The following is a 15,019-nucleotide window of genomic DNA, read 5'->3' as shown; positions in this document are numbered from 1 at the left end:
GGTGGCAGGTTCTGGAGACAGGAGCGGCCCAAAGTCCGGATGAGAGAGAACTTGACTGTGGTCCTTTCAAGTGGGGCCAGCAGGCGCGTGTCTTTTAGAGACTGTTCTGGACTGGTTCAACGGGACGGGACATAGGCCATGGCCGCAGACACTTCTTTTACTTCCCAAAAATCCTTGCTGGGGGCCTTGGCAATGGTTGGGGCCGGCATCTGTTTTGCGCTTGTGAACGGGGCCCTGCAGGCCTCGACTATGCAATTGGGCGTGCCGTCCACCTCTGCCGCATTCTGGCAATATGGCCTTGGCCTTGTGGCTGCGCTGCCCTTTGTGCTCCGGCGCGGCTTCAGCGCCCTCAAGACGCACCAGCTTGGCTGGCATCTCCTGCGCGGTCTTCTGGCGGTCATCGGCATTCAGATGTGGGTGGCCGGTCTGGCCCGGGTGGAAATCTGGCAGGCTATTGCGCTGGTCATGACATCGCCCTTCTTCGTGATCATTGGGGCAAAGCTGTTTTTTGGGGAGCGGGTCGGCCTTGTGCGCTGGCTGGCGACCCTGGCCGGTTTTTCCGGCGGAATGGTCATTCTGGCGCCCTGGTCGGCCGGGTTCCACTGGGGCGCGGCACTGCCGCTTGGGGCTGCCGCCTTCTGGGCGGGTACGTCGCTGGTGACCAAGAAGCTGACTGAAACCGAGCAGGCTGACACGATTACCGTCTATCTGTTGTTGCTCCTGACGCCGGTCAACGCGCTGCTGGCGTTTGGCGAAGGCGGCATAGCCCTGGCAGCGGGCCCGGTCCTCTGGCTGCTGATTGGCGCAGGCGTTCTGACCGGCATTGCCAATTTTCTGCTGACCCTGGCCTACCAGACTGCGGATGCGGCCTTTGTGCAGCCCTTTGATCACTTGAAGCTGCCATTCAACATCGCGGTCGGGTTTCTGGCCTTCGGCTTTGCCCCGTCCGGGGCTTTCTGGCCCGGGGCTCTGGTGATCGCCGGAGCATCGCTCTTTGTGATGGTGGATGAACAAAGGCGCGGCCGCCAAAAAGCGGTCGCAGCCTGACCACAAAGTTGGGGCAAAGGGGAGGCATCCTGGCTGAGGCTGGGATAGGGTGAGGGGCACGCGACTTTGTCCCGCAGCCATAGCCTTCCAGATCCTTGCCAAGGAGTTGCCCATGTCCACTGACCTGCTGACCGTCCATGTTCTGATCGAAGGCCGCGTTCAGGGCGTCGGCTACCGGGCGTGGTGCGCGGAGGCGGCGGCGGCGCGGGATCTGGCGGGCTGGGTGCGAAACCTGCAAACGGGCGCTGTGGAAGCGGTCTTTTCCGGAACCCAGGACAATGTCTCGGACATGCTGGACGTGGTCTGGAGCGGGCCGAGATTCGCCCGGGTCACCGCCGTGCGGGATCTGGAGCCGGTGTCCCGTCCGGGCGGCGGGTTTGAGGTCCGGGAAACCTCGTAGTGTCTCCGATCCTTTTCTGTCTTGTGTATCAATTCCGGCTTTCGGCGTTGAACTGTCACGGAAATATCGCAATGATCTGATCTCACTTGTGAAACAATCAGATTTTAGCATTTGCCTGACGGAGGAGACGGACCGTGAAGATTGCGATACTGGGCGGAGACGGATTTGTCGGCTGGCCCACATCCTTGCACCTGTCGGACAAGGGCCACGACATTCATGTGATCGACAATCTCAGCCGCCGGTGGATTGACGCGGAACTCGGTGTTCAGTCGCTAACGCCGATGGATTCGATCCAGGAACGCACACGGATCTGGAAACAGGAGACCGGCAACACCATCCATTTCCATTTGATCGACATTGCCACTGATTACGAGGTCTTCAAGGCCTGGCTCGCGGAGCACCGCCCCGACGCCATCATCCATTTCGCCGAACAGCGGGCGGCGCCCTATTCGATGAAATCGGACCAGCACAAGAATTACACCGTCAACAACAATGTGAATGCGACCCATCACCTGCTGAATGCCATGGTGGAACTGGGGCTGGATGCCCATCTGGTGCATCTGGGCACCATGGGGGTCTATGGTTATTCCAGTGTTGGTGCGGCCATTCCTGAGGGGTACTTGAGCGTTGATGTGGAAACGTTGAGCGGTGCGAAGGCCCCCCAGGAGATCCTGTATCCGGCCAATCCCGGCTCGATCTACCACATGACCAAGTGCCTCGATCAATTGCTGTTCCAGTTTTACGCCAAGAATGACGGACTGCGGATCACCGATCTGCATCAGGGCATTGTCTGGGGCACCCATACGGAGCAAACCCGCCGTCACAAACAGCTGATCAACCGGTTTGACTATGACGGTGATTACGGCACCGTGCTGAACCGCTTTCTGATTCAGGCGGCCATCGGCTATCCGCTCACCGTGCATGGAACCGGCGGTCAGACACGGGCCTTTATCCATATTCAGGATTCCGTACGCTGCATCGAGCTGGCACTGAACAACGCCCCCAAGCCGGGCAGTCGGGTCAAGGTGTTCAATCAGATGACCGAAACCCACCGGGTGCGGGATCTGGCCGAACTGATCTCCCGGCTCACTGGCGCGAAGGTTGCCTATCTCCCCAATCCACGCAAGGAAGCGGCGGAAAACGACCTCGTGGTGGAGAACCGGCAATTCCTGGAGCTTGGTCTTGAGCCGATCAAACTGGCAGACGGGCTGTTGAGCGAAGTGGTGGACGTGGCCAGGGCCTTTGCCTATCGGGTGGACCGCAGCCGGGTGCCCGCCGTGTCCGCCTGGACCAGGGAGATTGCCGAAGAGATCGAGCATGACCCTGAACATCCGCGCCTGAAATCGGTCTCCTGAGGGCGCCATGCTGTCAGGACCTGATTTTGACCGGCCGGCCCGCTCGAAAGCGGCCTATGTGACGCTGGTGACCAACAAGGACTATGTGCTCGGCGCGGCGGCTCTGCTGCAGTCGCTGCGCGTGAGCTGCACGGAAGCGGATCTTGTGGTGCTGGCAACTCCCGGAGTGGCGGTTTACGATCTGACGATGCTGGAAGACCTGCGCCCCCGTATTGGCATATGCGATCGGCTGCCAACGTCAGACGCATTTAACGAGCGCCACGAGCGCGGGCGTCTGCACGCGGCCGCACCCTTCACCAAGGGCGGCAAGCCGGTTTTTCACACACCGCTCGACAATTTCGTCAAGCTGCGCCTGTGGCAGCTGAAAGACTATGAACGGGTGGTCTTCATCGATGCGGATGCGCTGGTGCTGCAAAACTGCGACAGGTTGTTTGCCTATCCGGACTTTTGCGCCGCACCGAATGTCTATGAGAGTCTTTCCGACTTTCACCGGCTGAACAGCGGTGTTTTCACCGCTCGCCCGGATGCGGCCACGTTTGAGGCCATGCTGGCCAGGCTGGACCAGCCAGACGCGTTCTGGCGGCGAACCGACCAGACGTTTTTGGAGAATTATTTTCCCGGTTGGCACGGGCTGCCGGTCTTTTACAACATGCTGCAATATGTCTGGTTCAACCTGCCGGAGCTGTGGGACTGGCGCCAGATCCATATTCTCCACTACCAGTATGAAAAACCCTGGCAGGCGGGCCACGACAAGGCGGACCGCCTCAGGCCGCTGATAGATCTGTGGCAGCGTTTTGCCAGTGGCCGGGATCTGCCGGTGGATCTGGGCCGCTTGCCCGGCCCGCTGGAGGCTGCGGCGGTGAAAGCCTCGTAAATGCAGGTGCTGGTCACAGGAGCAAATGGCATTGCAGGCCGGTTTCTGACCCATAGATTGCTTGCCGATGGCCATGAAGTGATGGCGCTGGGCCGTACGCCTTTGCAGCAGAACCCGGCCGCCTTTTTCCCGTTTGATCTGGCCGGGCCCGCGCCGGTTCTGCCCGGTGCCGAGGTGCTGGTCCATGCGGCCTTCCATCATGAGCGGGGCAAATACCGGGGCGGCGAGGGAGCCGATCCGGAGCGGTTTCACGCGTTGAACGGGGCGGGGACAGAGAGGCTGTTTCAGGCCGCCAGAGCCGCAGGTCTGCGCCATGTGGTGTTCCTGTCCAGCCGTGCCATTTATGGCGACCACCGGCAGGGCGAGGTGCTGCGGGAAAGTGATCCGGTTCAGCCGGACACCCATTATGGTCTTGTCAAAAAGACCGGCGAAGACGCTTTAAGGCGCCTGTGCGGACCGGGGTTCTTCGGCACGGTGCTGCGCCCCACGGGGCTTTATGGCGCCGTTCCGGGCCGCATGGACCACAAATGGACCGGTCTCTTCGAGGAGTTTCTGTCGGGCAGACCGGTCGCGCCGCGCTGCGGTACGGAACTTCATGGGGAGGATCTGGCGGCTGCCGTGTCGCTGCTTCTTTCAGGCCGCAGGGGCGGGGAGTCCTTTGAAATATATAATGCGTCCGATCTTCTTGTTGACCGTCGGGATCTGCTCGGGCGTCTTCAAACCGCCTGCGGCCGGGGCGGACCATTGCCTGAGGCGTCCAGCGCCCGGCCCTCCGTCATGGAGACAGCCAGGCTGGAAGCTCTTGGCTGGCGGCCGGGGGGCTCGGAAAAGCTGAATGGTTTCGTGGAAGCGTGCGCCCGGGCGCTGTAACACCAAGCGCGGTCAAATAGGTCATCATCAATTGCCTTTGGTATTGAGCGGGTCAAACGGTGTCAGGCGCGCCTTCGGTCTCAACGGGGCCGAAGATTTTCTCAAATTCCGCCCGGAGCACGGTATCGTTTTCCACCATGGTCACCGGCAGACCAAGATCCACAAGGCTGGTCACCCCGTGTTCTGTCACCCCGCAAGGCACAATGCCGGAAAAATGCTCCAGGTCCGGATCGACATTGAAGCTGATGCCGTGAAACGTGACCCATTTGCGCAAGCGGATGCCGATGGCCGCAATCTTGTCTTCGGCCGAGGCGCCGCGCTCCGGGCGCGCAACCCACACACCAACCCGGTCTTCCCGGCGCTCGCCTCTCACATGATAGTGCCAGAGCGTGTTGATCAGCCAGGCCTCCAGCGCGGAGACGAAGGCGCGGATATCCTGCTGGCGGCGTTTCAGATCCAGCATCACATAGGCCACCCGCTGGCCGGGGCCATGATAGGTGTGCTGGCCGCCGCGCCCGGTCCGGTAGACGGGAAACCGGCCCGGGGCAACCAGATCGCTGTCATTGGCGCTGGTGCCGGCGGTGTAAAGCGGCGGGTGCTCCAGCAGCCAGACAAGCTCATTTGCCGTGCCTGCAGTGATTCTTTCCACCCGCTGCGTCATCTGCTCAAGGGCGGTTTCATAGCCGACCAGATCATCGGAAATGCGCCACTCGACAGGGGCGGAGCCCGGTTCGGGCTGAAAACTGAAGGAAAGCGTGTTTCTTTCGGCAGGTGACATGTGGATGACAGTTCTTTGTTTTTTGAGCTGGCTTGCCGGGCCGTGGTATGGTGGGGCGCTGGCGGTTTCGCCCTATTTAAGGATCTTGAGGTCTTATGGCCACCTTTGACGAAATCAAAGTCGACATTTCCGTTGTGCTCGGCGAATCCGAAATGCCGGTGCATCAGCTCCTGCGCATGGGCCGCGGTGCGGTGATCGATCTGGACGTTTCGGAGGATGATGACGTCAAGATCTACGCCAACAACACTCTGGTGGCAAAAGGGCAGGTGGTGCTTCTGGGCGAGCGGATCGGCATTTCCATAACCGAAGTGCTGTTGCGCGGGCCGGAAGTGCGCCCAATGCGCACCGACGGGCCGCTCTGAGCCTTGCCGGCGAAAAACACCCGGTAGAACACGGCCGGATGTGCAGGCCTGTGAATTATTGCGCACTCGGCCCTTGCGCCCCCAAAAACCTTTTGCTACATGGGGCGCCTCGACGCAGACAGCGCCGGGAAACAATCGAATATGCGGTCGTGGCGGAATTGGTAGACGCGCAGCGTTGAGGTCGCTGTGGGGTAAAACCCGTGGAAGTTCGAGTCTTCTCGACCGCACCATTCAAAAACAAAGGGTTACGTCTTCCGGGCGTAACCCTTTGTTTTTTCCAAGCAACTCCAAGCTAGCTCTTCAGTAGCCTTTCCGACCTTGTTGCGTCCAACCATCGCCTGTGCGATGCGCTCTTTCATGATGGCTTTGAAGTTTCGTGCTTGTCTCAGAATTGGGGTTCAGCGTTCGCTATAAGTCTCGGATGCACGCTTGAGATAGCTGCAGAACGTCCAAGTCCCATAGTCATCGGGCGAAAGCTCATCTGGGTGTATACGGCTGAACCGCTGGCTGAAGTCAGCGTCGTTTAAGATCTCCAAGATCCCGGACGCGTTGATGTCCGTCTGGGCATCGGCAAAGCTGCGCGTCGCTCCTTTAGCCGATTTTGCTACCTTGCTTTGTAGTCATGACATAGTGTTGTCCCGCACATAGACTTTTTTGCCGTCAAAGCGAAAACCCAAATATTCAAAACCGTTCTTGCCGATCGGACACCAGCGATCCCGAACCCTCGTTATTTAATGCTGAGCCTGTTTCTTTGAGAAGAAACAGAGGGGAAATACACAAGAGGGCAGCACTCGAAGAGGCGCTTTCTTCCCTGTGATCTTGCGCACGCATCCCAACCCTGTGGACCAGCCGCCGATTTGCGGTGGCGCTTCGGGCCGGTAAGGGATAGTTCTGGGTTGAAGACCGGTGCTGGGGCGCCGAAGGCGCTGGCGGACGTAAAAAGGGGGGCACCGGATGGGGGACGCGGCTGAGCTTGACGTCACTGCCGTACCGGGGCCTCAAATCCCCGTCCGGGACGGGGAGGAGCGTCTCAACCCCGCGTTCATTGCCGCCATTGAAACCGCGATTGAGGCGCAGGACCGCTTTGCGCTGAAAGAACTGGCCGGGGATCTGCACGAAGCCGATACTGGCGACCTTCTGGAAACGCTGAGCGCCGATGAGCGGGCCGCGTTCATCCGGCTGCTTGGCGAAGAATTCGACTATACCGCCCTGACGGAGACCGACGAGGCGGTCCGCCTGCAGGTTCTGGAAGATCTGCCCAACGAGGTGATCGCCGAAGGGCTGGGCGAGCTCGATTCCGATGATGCGGTCTATATTCTGGAAGATCTGGATGCGGATGATCAGGCCGCGATCCTGGAAGAGCTGCCTTATGCGGACCGGGCGCAGCTGAAAAAGGCGCTGGATTATCCCGAAGACAGTGCTGGCCGGCGCATGCAGAGCGAATTCATCGCCGTTGCGCCTTTCTGGACCGTGGGCCAGACCATCGACTATATGCGCGAAGCCCGCGATCTGCCGGACAGTTTTTACGAGATCTATGTGGTCGATCCGGCCTTCAAGCTGCTGGGTTCGGTGCATCTGGACAAGATCCTGCGCACCAAGCGGGCCGAGAAGGTGACCTCCATCATGGAGGAGACCCGGCAGGCTGTGCTGGCAACGGAAGACCAGGAAGAGGTGGCCCGCCGGTTCGAGCGCTACAATCTGGTGTCCTCCGCTGTGGTGGATGAGAACGAGCGCCTTGTGGGCGTTCTCACCGTCGACGACATTGTCGATGTCATTCAGGAAGAGGCAGAAGAGGACCTGCGCGCCCTGGCCGGGGTGGGCGATGAGGAAATTTCCGACAGCGTCGTCACCATTGCCCGCTCGCGCCTGACCTGGCTGGTGGTCAATCTGGGGACTGCCATTCTGGCCTCGGTCGTGATCGCGCTTTTTGAAGACACGATTGAAGCCATGGTGGCCCTGGCCGTACTGATGCCGATTGTCGCCTCCATGGGCGGGAATGCGGGTACTCAGACCATGACAGTGGCGGTGCGCGGCATTGCCACCCAGGAATTGAGCGCGCGCAACATGATGCGGGTGCTGAACCGTGAAATTCTGGTAAGCGCGCTGAATGGGGTGGCGCTGGCGGTGCTGATCGGTCTCACCGCCTGGCTCTGGTTTTCCAGCCCGGGCCTTGGCGTGGTGATTGCTGGGGCCATTATCATCAACATGCTGTTTGCCGGGCTTTCAGGGCTTTTGATCCCGATTGTTCTGGACCGGCTGAACGTCGATCCGGCTATTGCCTCCAGCGTGTTCGTGACCACGGTGACCGATGTGGTCGGCTTTTTTGCTTTTCTTGGCATCGCCGCTCTGTGGTTCGGCCTGCCGCTATAGGGCGCGCCGCATTCCGAGGGTTTCAGGCCAATTGTCTTTTGCGTTGAAATCCTTGATTTCAGAAAGCGAAAGGCAAATCCAATTCAACGCGATTTATTCTCAAGCTGCGCGCAGGTTGCCTCTGCCGTTCTGCATGCGGTTCGGTCACGCGCCGCAGACAAACACTTTCTGGCGTTCACAGGCGGCAGTGCGGTGGTGTTAGGAGTTCCGGTCGGCTCCGTTGGAAAAGAGCGCCAGAAGGGCGTCAAGGTTTGGATAGGTGGCGAGCGCAATCAGATCCCAGTCCTCACCGCCGCTCAGAAAGGTTCCCCTGCACGGGGCCGCATAGGGGAAGCTGCAGCCGATATTGCCATGTGAGGCATGCTCACGGCGCCATAGCTTGAAAACGCCTCCCGGCCGCTCACGCCCGCGCAGCCCTCGTCATAGGCGGCTTCGCGCGCAGTTTGAACAGATTGATCAAAGTGACAGCCTGGTCTGCAGCGCGGCTTAAATTTGCGCGCCATTGGCTCTCTTTGGGGCAAGTTCCGTCATGGCCGGTTCCATACCGCTGCGGGGCTTGAATAAATTTAGGCGAGAAATTTCGGGTTGGGACAGGCGCTGATCAGCGCCCGTCCTGTGTCCGCAGATTGTCCCGCAAGGTGATGATCTTCGCCTGCAGGTCCGTGACCTCTTCGATGGTCAGTCCGGTGGCGGAGAAAATGCAGCGGGCAAAGTCCTCTGTCTTCTTTTGCAGGGCGCGGCCCTTGCGGGTGAGTTTCAGGATCACCTGGCGCTCGTCCTTGGCGTTGCGCGTGCGCGTGAGCAGGCCCATGGCCTCCAGCCGTTTCAACAGCGGGGTCAGCGTGTTGGTGTCCAGCTGCAGCCGCGATGTGATCGCGCCAACCGGTACTTTGTTGGTCTCCCACAGAACCGTCATGGCCAGAAACTGCGGATAGGTGAGTCCGATCTCCTTCAAAAGCCCTTTATAGACGCCGTGCATGGCGTGGTTGGCGGAATAGAGGGCAAAACACAGGAAGCCTTCCAGAGACGCTGGTGCTCCGGTATCCAGCTCAGACGCAGCGGCATCCGCTTCTGCGTTCGGGCTGATGACGGCGTCCGGTGTGTTGACGGCATCGGTCTCAGCACCGGCGCGCGCGGTCTCATGCGCTCCATTGTCACCGGATTTGGCAGCGGCTTTGGGGGCTGGAGGCTTGGCTGATTCAGGCGCGGCGGTGCCGGTCTCCAGGCTTTCCGGGGCTGGATCTTTGTGGGGAGGGGCGGCAGCAGCCTCTTCCGCAGTTCCTTTTGCAGCGGACGGGGCCACCGTCTTTGCCTTGTCCTTGCGGGCCGGGGCGGGCTTCTGCCTGTTTGGGGTCTCTTCGGGCGCCGACAATCCGATGGCGTCCAGCAGAGACATCTGGTCACTCGTCTCGTTCATAAGACACTTTATAAGTCGCGCGCGATATGATCGCAACATATTGACGGCGGGCCGAAGCGGGTTTATGTGAGTAAAATATATCGTGCACGATATAAATTGAAGCCGGGACGCGAACGGTGTCCTGGTGCAAGATCAAAACGGAGCTGTAAAAAATGCCAGTCGATGTTGTATATGAAACCCGCGCCCGGGCCACCGGCGGCCGGGATGGAACGGCGGAAACCTTGAGCGGATCTTTCAAGGTGACCCTGTCCACGCCGAAGGAACTGGGCGGTGCCGGCGGGCCGGGCAATAACCCGGAAGAACTCTTTGCTGCCGGATATGCGGCCTGTTTCATTGGCGCGCTGAAATTCGTTGCCGCTCAGGAAAAGAAGGCGGTTCCCGCTGAGACCTCAATCACCTCCACCGTGGGCATCGGTGCCAGATCGGAAGGCGGCTTCGGTCTTGCCGTGGCTCTGGACGTGTCCCTTCCGGGCGTTGAGCGGGCGGTGGCTGAAGATCTGGTGGCCAAGGCCCATCAGGTCTGCCCCTATTCCAATGCGACCCGGAACAATATTGACGTGCAGTTGACCGTCGCCTGAGGCAGCATTTCCCAGGAGTTAAGACCTCCACGGCGCTGCGCGGAGCGCTTTGTGACAAGCCGCCTTGCCGGATTGCAGGGCGGCTTTTCCGCGTGGGCGATGGACGGGATGGGGAAATTCGGCAAGGATTGCAGGATGTTCAACTGCATTCCCGAAAACGGACGAGGCCCATGGCAACACCACCCCTGATCGATGGCATTCTGGAAACGGCGGTTTATGTGGATGACATGGACGCGGCCCATGAGTTCTATGCAAACGTGCTTGGTCTGAAGCGTATGGTGTCGGGAGACCGGCTCTATGCCTATGACGCAGGACCCGCGCAGGCCTTGCTTGTGTTTCACCGCGGCGCGACGGGAGACGATGTGGACACGCCGGGCGGGGTGGTGCCGGGCCATGATACGTCCGGGCACAGCCATTTCGCCTTCCGGGTGCGGGCTTCCCAGCTGGAGCCCTGGCGGGCCTACCTGAAAGAGGCCGGCATTCCGCTCATCAGCGAAGTGACCTGGCCGGCGGGCGGAACCAGTCTTTACTTCAATGATCCGGACGGCAATGTTCTGGAACTTGCGGCTGCACCGCTCTGGCCGAATTACACCATCGAGACGTGAGCGGTTTGCCCTGCAGAGACACAGCCGTTCTTATCGTGATTTTTAAGACCTTTGCCGCATAGTCACACCTCCCAAAGGGGTGGGTGATCTTATGAATGTCTTGCAAGCGGTTTTCCGGGTTTTGTTTTATGGCGTGGTCGGATGCCTTATCTCGGCGGCTGGAGCTGCGTATTTCTTCATGAGCTGGGAACCGGACAGGGATGATTTTCCCCTTCGCGGCGTGGATGTGTCCCACCACCGTGGCGACATCGACTGGTCCAAGGTGGCCCAAAGCGATATCTCCTTTGCCTATATGAAGGCCAGCGAGGGGGGAGACTTCAAGGATGGCGCTTTTGCCCGCAACTGGGCAGGCGCCGGGGCGGCGGGGCTTGCGCGCGGTGCATATCATTATTTCAGCCTCTGTAAATCCGGCCGCCAGCAGGCGGAAAACTTTCTCTCTGTCCTGCCGGACGACCCGGACATGCTGGCGCCCGTGCTGGATCTGGAATTCACCGGCAACTGTGCAAAACGCCCACCGGTGGAGGTGGTTTTGCAGGACATTTCAGACTTTGTCCTGCGGGTGGAGCAGGCGAGGGGAAAGGAAGTCATTTTCTATGCGCCGGACGAGTTTTATCAGGTCTATCTGAAGGGGAAGGGGCTCAACCGGCGCCTGTGGGCGCGCTCCATCTGGCATTCACCCGCCTATACCAGGACCTGGACCCTTTGGCAGTATCAGGACCGGGGCATGGTGGACGGCATTTCCGGCAATGTCGATCTGAATGTGCTCAATGCAGGGGTGACGGTTTCAGATCTGAAATCTTGACCTTAGATGCTGAAAAATAAAATAAAAAACAGACATGTTGACTTTAACGTAAAAAGCTTGAACTGTTCCTGCGACGAGGAGCGGGCATGCAGCGCTATTACACGATCACACAGCTGACCCAGGAATTTGACATCACGACACGGACCTTGCGCTTCTATGAAGCCCAGGAGCTGCTGGCGCCCCAAAGGCGTGGCCGTCAACGGCTCTATACGCCCGGGGACCGGACCCGCCTGAAGCTTATTCTCAGGGGCAAGCGGCTCGGTTTTTCCTTGAATGAAATCAAGGAAATGATCGAAATGTATGCCAGTTCGCCGGGGGAGAGTGGGCAATTGCGGCTGTTTTTGGAAAAAATCGCACTCCGCCGGGCGGAGCTGATGGAAAAGCAGCGGGACATTGAGCTGACCCTTCTGGAGCTGGACGACGTTGAAGAGGGCGCCAGGGCCCGCATGGCGGAATTGCGCAGCCGTGCCCGGGTGGAGACCGAATAATGGATCTTGCCCCCAGAGACCCGGAGTGGGAACACCGGGTCAGAACAAGTTTTGCCGCCCAGGGCTTCATGCAGCATCTTGGCGCCGAGCTGGTCCATCTGGCGCCGGGCGGGGTCGATATCGAGCTGAAACACTCTGATGTTCTGACCCAGCAGCATGGCTTTTTCCATGCGGGGGCGACCTCGTCGATTGCCGACAGCGCGGCCGGTTATGCCGCCCTGACGCTGTTTGCTCCGGGCTGCGGGGTCTTGACCAGCGAATACAAGATCAACCTGCTCAATCCGGCCCGCCAGGCCGTGCTTCTGGCAAGAGGGCGGGTGGTCAAGCCGGGCCGGACCTTGACCATTGCCAAGGCGGATGTCTACGGGCTGGACGAGGGCAGTCAGGTCCATGTGGCGACCGGCCTGTTCACTTTGGCCAATGTTTCAGGTGTGAAGGACTAAATGGAATGACTGACCTTTCGGTGCGGGCGCTGACACGTGCGGATCAGGCCGCCTGGCGGGACCTCTGGCAGGGCTATCTTGCCTTTTATGAGCAGGACCTTCCCGGGGCCGTGACAGAGGAGCTGTTTGAACGCCTGCTCTCTCCAGAAGGCCACAGGGCTCTGGTGATTGAGGGCGCGGACGGGATTGCCGGTTTCGTGCATTACCTGTTTCACGACAACACCTGGTCCAGCGGGCAGAGCTGCTATCTGGAGGATCTTTATGTGAGCCCTGACGCGCGCGGTGGCGGTGCAGGTCGCAAGCTGATCGCTGCGGTTTACGCTTCGGCAGATGCCGAGCCGGGTGCCAGCGGCAAGGTCTACTGGCACACGGATAAGGACAACAAACGCGCGCAGGCGCTTTACAACCGCATCGGCGAGCTGACCGGCGACATTCGCTACAACCGTCCGGACAAGGATGGCCCCTTGGAGTAAATCACATGATCCGCAACGACTTTCCGTCTTTCAATTTCGATCTTGATGACACCGCGGACATGATCCGCGACACGGTCCGCTCCTACAGCCAGGACCGGATTGCGCCGCTGGCGGAAAAGATCGACCGGGACGACTGGTTTCCCCGTGAGCTGTGGCCGGAAATGGGCGAGCTTGGCCTTCACGGCATCACGGTGGAGGAAAGCTGGGGCGGGGCGGGTCTTGGCTATCTGGACCATTGCATTGCCATGGAAGAGATCAGCCGGGCCTCCGCCTCCATTGGCCTGAGTTACGGCGCCCATTCCAATCTATGTGTCAATCAGCTGCGCCGCTGGGGCAATGAAGACCAGAAGAACCGCTATCTCCGCAAGCTGATTTCGGGCGAGCATCTGGGGGCGCTCGCCATGTCCGAGCCGGGAGCCGGGTCGGATGTGGTCTCCATGAAATTGCGGGCCGAGAAAAAGGGCGACCGCTATGTGCTTAATGGCTCCAAGATGTGGATCACCAATGGACCGTCCGCGGACACATTGATCATCTATGCCAAGACCGATCCGGCTGCGGGGCCCAAGGGCATCACGGCGTTTCTGGTCGAAAGGGATTTTGCAGGCTTTTCCGTTGCCCAGAAACTCGACAAGCTGGGCATGCGGGGGTCGGAAACCGGAGAACTGGTGTTTCAGGACTGCGAAGTGCCGGAGGAAAACGTGCTTGGCGAGGTCGGCAAGGGCGTTAATGTGCTCATGTCCGGGCTGGACTATGAGCGGGCGGTTCTGGCCGCCGGGGCCATTGGCATCATGCAGGCTGCCATGGATGTGGTCATTCCCTATGTCCATGAGCGCGAACAGTTCGGCCAGCCCATCGGCACGTTTCAGCTGGTCCAGGGCAAGGTCGCGGACATGTATGTGAGCATGAATGCCACCAAGGCCTATGTCTATGCGGTGGCCAAGGCCTGTGACCGGGGCGAGACCACGCGTGAAGACGCGGCCGGAGCGATCCTGTTTGCAGCGGAAAACGCCACCAGGAGCGCCCTTGATGCGATCCAGCTGCTGGGGGGCAACGGCTATATCAACGAATACCCGACCGGACGTCTGCTGCGCGATGCCAAGCTTTATGAAATCGGGGCGGGGACGTCTGAAATCCGGCGCATGCTGATCGGCCGGGAGATCTTCAACAAAACGTCATGAGCCGCTGGTACATCCAGCTCTTTTGCATTCTTTGGAGAGGTTGATGGTTGCCAGCTGGTTTTCGCACAAGGTTAAAAAACGCCGGAGCGGCATTGAAGGAACAGGGCTTTTTGCAGCCAGCCGCATCGCGCCGGGAGAGCTGGTTGTGGTCAAGGGCGGCCATGTGTTCGACCGGGCCACCCGCGACAGGCTTGCGCATACTCTTGGGCCGGCGGAAATCCAGATTGGCGACGATCTGTTCCTGGGACCGGTTACAGCCGCGGAGCGGGACGCCTCAATGATGTCTCTCAACCATTCCTGCGATCCGAATGTCGGCATCAAGGGCCAGATCTGCTTTCACGCCATGCGCCAGATCGAGGCCGGTGATGAGCTGACTTTTGATTATGCGACCGGGGACGATGATGACTGGCAGATGACCTGCGCCTGCGGGGCGGCGCTGTGCCGGGGAAAGGTGACGGGCCGGGACTGGAGGCGGCTGGAACTGCAAGAGCGCTATGCCGGCTGGTTTTCCAGCTATCTTCAAGTCAAACTTGACCCTCTGACTGAGAAAACATGAAACAGACCACGCTGCCCGCAAAGCCCGATGCCAGATCTCCGGCAGGGGCTGAAATTCGTTTTATCATGGACGGGCCAACGGGCAACATGATCCATTCCACGGTGCCGCCGGGCCAGGTCAAACGGGCGACCCGGCACCAGACGGTCAACGAATTCTGGCACGTTCTGGAAGGCAGGGGGCAGATCTGGCGGTCCTGCGGGGCGCAGGAGAGCATGGTTGACCTTCTGCCCGGCGTTTCGATCGACATTCCGGCCGGAACGGCCTTTCAATATCGATGCGAAGGCGAGACCGCTCTTAAATTCATCTGCATATCCATGCCGCCATGGCCGGGGGATCATGAAGCCGAATATGTTGACGGGATCTGGGAGCCTTTGCTGCAGAGCTGACGTGTCAACTGATCCCTGAAGGGGTCTGCCAGCGTAG

General features: G+C 59.9%; 18 protein-coding genes and 1 tRNA gene. 17 read left to right on the top strand and 2 right to left on the bottom strand.

Annotation, left to right across the window (positions count from 1 at the left end):
• Window positions 1-138: 138 nt before the first annotated feature.
• The 5 genes from ACXAIC_RS11310 (at window position 139) to ACXAIC_RS11290 (ending at window position 4,546) form a co-directional block, all read left to right on the top strand.
• A complete protein-coding gene (locus ACXAIC_RS11310; RefSeq protein WP_475178135.1) occupies window positions 139-1,047 on the top strand; it encodes a DMT family transporter in 909 nt (302 codons plus the stop codon).
• 112 nt (window positions 1,048-1,159) lie between these two features.
• Window positions 1,160-1,447: an acylphosphatase gene (locus tag ACXAIC_RS11305; protein WP_475178129.1), complete on the top strand. Its 288-nt coding sequence runs from the start codon at window positions 1,160-1,162 to the stop codon at window positions 1,445-1,447.
• Between the two features lie 134 nt (window positions 1,448-1,581).
• Entirely contained in the window at window positions 1,582-2,802 is a 1,221-nt protein-coding gene (locus ACXAIC_RS11300) for an NAD-dependent epimerase/dehydratase family protein (protein WP_475178124.1), read from the top strand.
• A 7-nt stretch (window positions 2,803-2,809) separates the two neighbouring features.
• Entirely contained in the window at window positions 2,810-3,676 is an 867-nt protein-coding gene (locus ACXAIC_RS11295; RefSeq protein WP_475178119.1) for a glycosyltransferase, read from the top strand.
• A complete protein-coding gene (locus tag ACXAIC_RS11290; protein ID WP_475178113.1) occupies window positions 3,677-4,546 on the top strand; it encodes an NAD-dependent epimerase/dehydratase family protein in 870 nt (289 codons plus the stop codon).
• 52 nt (window positions 4,547-4,598) lie between these two features.
• On the opposite strand, the gene lipB is transcribed toward ACXAIC_RS11290, so the two are convergent.
• Window positions 4,599-5,324 (bottom strand): lipoyl(octanoyl) transferase LipB, encoded by a 726-nt coding sequence (gene lipB / locus ACXAIC_RS11285; protein WP_475178110.1) that lies wholly within the window; start codon window positions 5,322-5,324, stop codon window positions 4,599-4,601.
• Between the two features lie 95 nt (window positions 5,325-5,419).
• On the opposite strand from lipB, the gene ACXAIC_RS11280 reads away from it, so the two are divergent.
• The 3 genes from ACXAIC_RS11280 to mgtE all read left to right on the top strand — a co-directional run bounded on the left by ACXAIC_RS11280 (window position 5,420) and on the right by mgtE (window position 8,056).
• On the top strand, window positions 5,420-5,686 hold the full coding sequence (locus ACXAIC_RS11280) for a FliM/FliN family flagellar motor switch protein (protein WP_475178108.1): 267 nt from the start codon (window positions 5,420-5,422) through the stop codon (window positions 5,684-5,686).
• Between the two features lie 143 nt (window positions 5,687-5,829).
• A tRNA-Leu gene (locus ACXAIC_RS11275) sits at window positions 5,830-5,916 on the top strand.
• 724 nt (window positions 5,917-6,640) lie between these two features.
• Window positions 6,641-8,056 carry a magnesium transporter gene (mgtE, locus tag ACXAIC_RS11270; protein ID WP_475178105.1) on the top strand — a complete coding sequence of 472 codons (1,416 nt, stop codon included), beginning with the start codon at window positions 6,641-6,643 and terminating at the stop codon, window positions 8,054-8,056.
• 601 nt (window positions 8,057-8,657) lie between these two features.
• Here mgtE and ACXAIC_RS11265 read toward each other — a convergent pair.
• Window positions 8,658-9,473 (bottom strand): MarR family winged helix-turn-helix transcriptional regulator, encoded by an 816-nt coding sequence (locus ACXAIC_RS11265; protein WP_475178102.1) that lies wholly within the window; start codon window positions 9,471-9,473, stop codon window positions 8,658-8,660.
• Between the two features lie 152 nt (window positions 9,474-9,625).
• Here ACXAIC_RS11265 and ACXAIC_RS11260 point away from each other — a divergent pair, with 152 nt between their 5' ends.
• From ACXAIC_RS11260 to ACXAIC_RS11220, 9 genes are all read left to right on the top strand, one after another.
• Window positions 9,626-10,051 carry an organic hydroperoxide resistance protein gene (locus tag ACXAIC_RS11260; protein WP_475178098.1) on the top strand — a complete coding sequence of 142 codons (426 nt, stop codon included), beginning with the start codon at window positions 9,626-9,628 and terminating at the stop codon, window positions 10,049-10,051.
• Window positions 10,052-10,221: 170 nt separating this feature from the next.
• Window positions 10,222-10,656 carry a VOC family protein gene (locus tag ACXAIC_RS11255; protein ID WP_475178093.1) on the top strand — a complete coding sequence of 145 codons (435 nt, stop codon included), beginning with the start codon at window positions 10,222-10,224 and terminating at the stop codon, window positions 10,654-10,656.
• 91 nt (window positions 10,657-10,747) lie between these two features.
• Window positions 10,748-11,458, top strand: coding sequence for a GH25 family lysozyme (locus tag ACXAIC_RS11250; RefSeq protein WP_475178090.1), 711 nt, complete (start codon window positions 10,748-10,750; stop codon window positions 11,456-11,458).
• Window positions 11,459-11,544: 86 nt separating this feature from the next.
• Window positions 11,545-11,946, top strand: a complete 402-nt coding sequence (locus tag ACXAIC_RS11245) for a MerR family transcriptional regulator (protein WP_475178087.1) — start codon at window positions 11,545-11,547, stop codon at window positions 11,944-11,946.
• The gene (locus tag ACXAIC_RS11240) at window positions 11,946-12,389 is read left to right on the top strand and encodes a PaaI family thioesterase (RefSeq protein WP_475178082.1); all 444 of its coding nucleotides are present in this window, start codon (window positions 11,946-11,948) and stop codon (window positions 12,387-12,389) included. The genes ACXAIC_RS11245 and ACXAIC_RS11240 overlap by 1 nt, the downstream gene beginning before the upstream one ends.
• 5 nt (window positions 12,390-12,394) lie before the next feature.
• Window positions 12,395-12,862, top strand: coding sequence for an N-acetyltransferase family protein (locus ACXAIC_RS11235; RefSeq protein ID WP_475178078.1), 468 nt, complete (start codon window positions 12,395-12,397; stop codon window positions 12,860-12,862).
• A 5-nt stretch (window positions 12,863-12,867) separates the two neighbouring features.
• Complete coding sequence (locus ACXAIC_RS11230) at window positions 12,868-14,040, top strand: isovaleryl-CoA dehydrogenase (protein WP_475178074.1); 1,173 nt, start codon at window positions 12,868-12,870, stop codon at window positions 14,038-14,040.
• A 43-nt stretch (window positions 14,041-14,083) separates the two neighbouring features.
• A complete protein-coding gene (locus ACXAIC_RS11225; RefSeq protein WP_475178069.1) occupies window positions 14,084-14,596 on the top strand; it encodes an SET domain-containing protein in 513 nt (170 codons plus the stop codon).
• Window positions 14,593-14,982 (top strand): cupin domain-containing protein, encoded by a 390-nt coding sequence (locus ACXAIC_RS11220; RefSeq protein ID WP_475178064.1) that lies wholly within the window; start codon window positions 14,593-14,595, stop codon window positions 14,980-14,982. The genes ACXAIC_RS11225 and ACXAIC_RS11220 overlap by 4 nt, the downstream gene beginning before the upstream one ends.
• Window positions 14,983-15,019: the final 37 nt, after the last annotated feature.

It is taken from the genome of Roseibium sp. AWQ4_254 (assembly GCF_056161025.1).
The sequence above is the reverse complement of the archived record's forward strand: the minus strand, read 5'-3'. Positions and strand labels throughout refer to the sequence as shown.

Excerpts from the sequence above, each read along its gene's own strand:
- ACXAIC_RS11310 (WP_475178135.1), top strand. The coding sequence starts at position 139 with ATGGCCGCAGACACTTCTTTTACTTCCCAAAAATCCTTGCTGGGGGCC.
- ACXAIC_RS11305 (WP_475178129.1), top strand. The coding sequence starts at position 1,160 with ATGTCCACTGACCTGCTGACCGTCCATGTTCTGATCGAAGGCCGCGTT.
- ACXAIC_RS11295 (WP_475178119.1), top strand. The coding sequence starts at position 2,810 with ATGCTGTCAGGACCTGATTTTGACCGGCCGGCCCGCTCGAAAGCGGCC.
- ACXAIC_RS11290 (WP_475178113.1), top strand. The coding sequence starts at position 3,677 with ATGCAGGTGCTGGTCACAGGAGCAAATGGCATTGCAGGCCGGTTTCTG.
- lipB (WP_475178110.1), bottom strand. The coding sequence starts at position 5,324 with ATGTCACCTGCCGAAAGAAACACGCTTTCCTTCAGTTTTCAGCCCGAA.
- ACXAIC_RS11280 (WP_475178108.1), top strand. The coding sequence starts at position 5,420 with ATGGCCACCTTTGACGAAATCAAAGTCGACATTTCCGTTGTGCTCGGC.
- mgtE (WP_475178105.1), top strand. The coding sequence starts at position 6,641 with ATGGGGGACGCGGCTGAGCTTGACGTCACTGCCGTACCGGGGCCTCAA.
- ACXAIC_RS11265 (WP_475178102.1), bottom strand. The coding sequence starts at position 9,473 with ATGAACGAGACGAGTGACCAGATGTCTCTGCTGGACGCCATCGGATTG.
- ACXAIC_RS11260 (WP_475178098.1), top strand. The coding sequence starts at position 9,626 with ATGCCAGTCGATGTTGTATATGAAACCCGCGCCCGGGCCACCGGCGGC.
- ACXAIC_RS11255 (WP_475178093.1), top strand. The coding sequence starts at position 10,222 with ATGGCAACACCACCCCTGATCGATGGCATTCTGGAAACGGCGGTTTAT.
- ACXAIC_RS11250 (WP_475178090.1), top strand. The coding sequence starts at position 10,748 with ATGAATGTCTTGCAAGCGGTTTTCCGGGTTTTGTTTTATGGCGTGGTC.
- ACXAIC_RS11245 (WP_475178087.1), top strand. The coding sequence starts at position 11,545 with ATGCAGCGCTATTACACGATCACACAGCTGACCCAGGAATTTGACATC.
- ACXAIC_RS11240 (WP_475178082.1), top strand. The coding sequence starts at position 11,946 with ATGGATCTTGCCCCCAGAGACCCGGAGTGGGAACACCGGGTCAGAACA.
- ACXAIC_RS11235 (WP_475178078.1), top strand. The coding sequence starts at position 12,395 with ATGACTGACCTTTCGGTGCGGGCGCTGACACGTGCGGATCAGGCCGCC.
- ACXAIC_RS11230 (WP_475178074.1), top strand. The coding sequence starts at position 12,868 with ATGATCCGCAACGACTTTCCGTCTTTCAATTTCGATCTTGATGACACC.
- ACXAIC_RS11225 (WP_475178069.1), top strand. The coding sequence starts at position 14,084 with ATGGTTGCCAGCTGGTTTTCGCACAAGGTTAAAAAACGCCGGAGCGGC.
- ACXAIC_RS11220 (WP_475178064.1), top strand. The coding sequence starts at position 14,593 with ATGAAACAGACCACGCTGCCCGCAAAGCCCGATGCCAGATCTCCGGCA.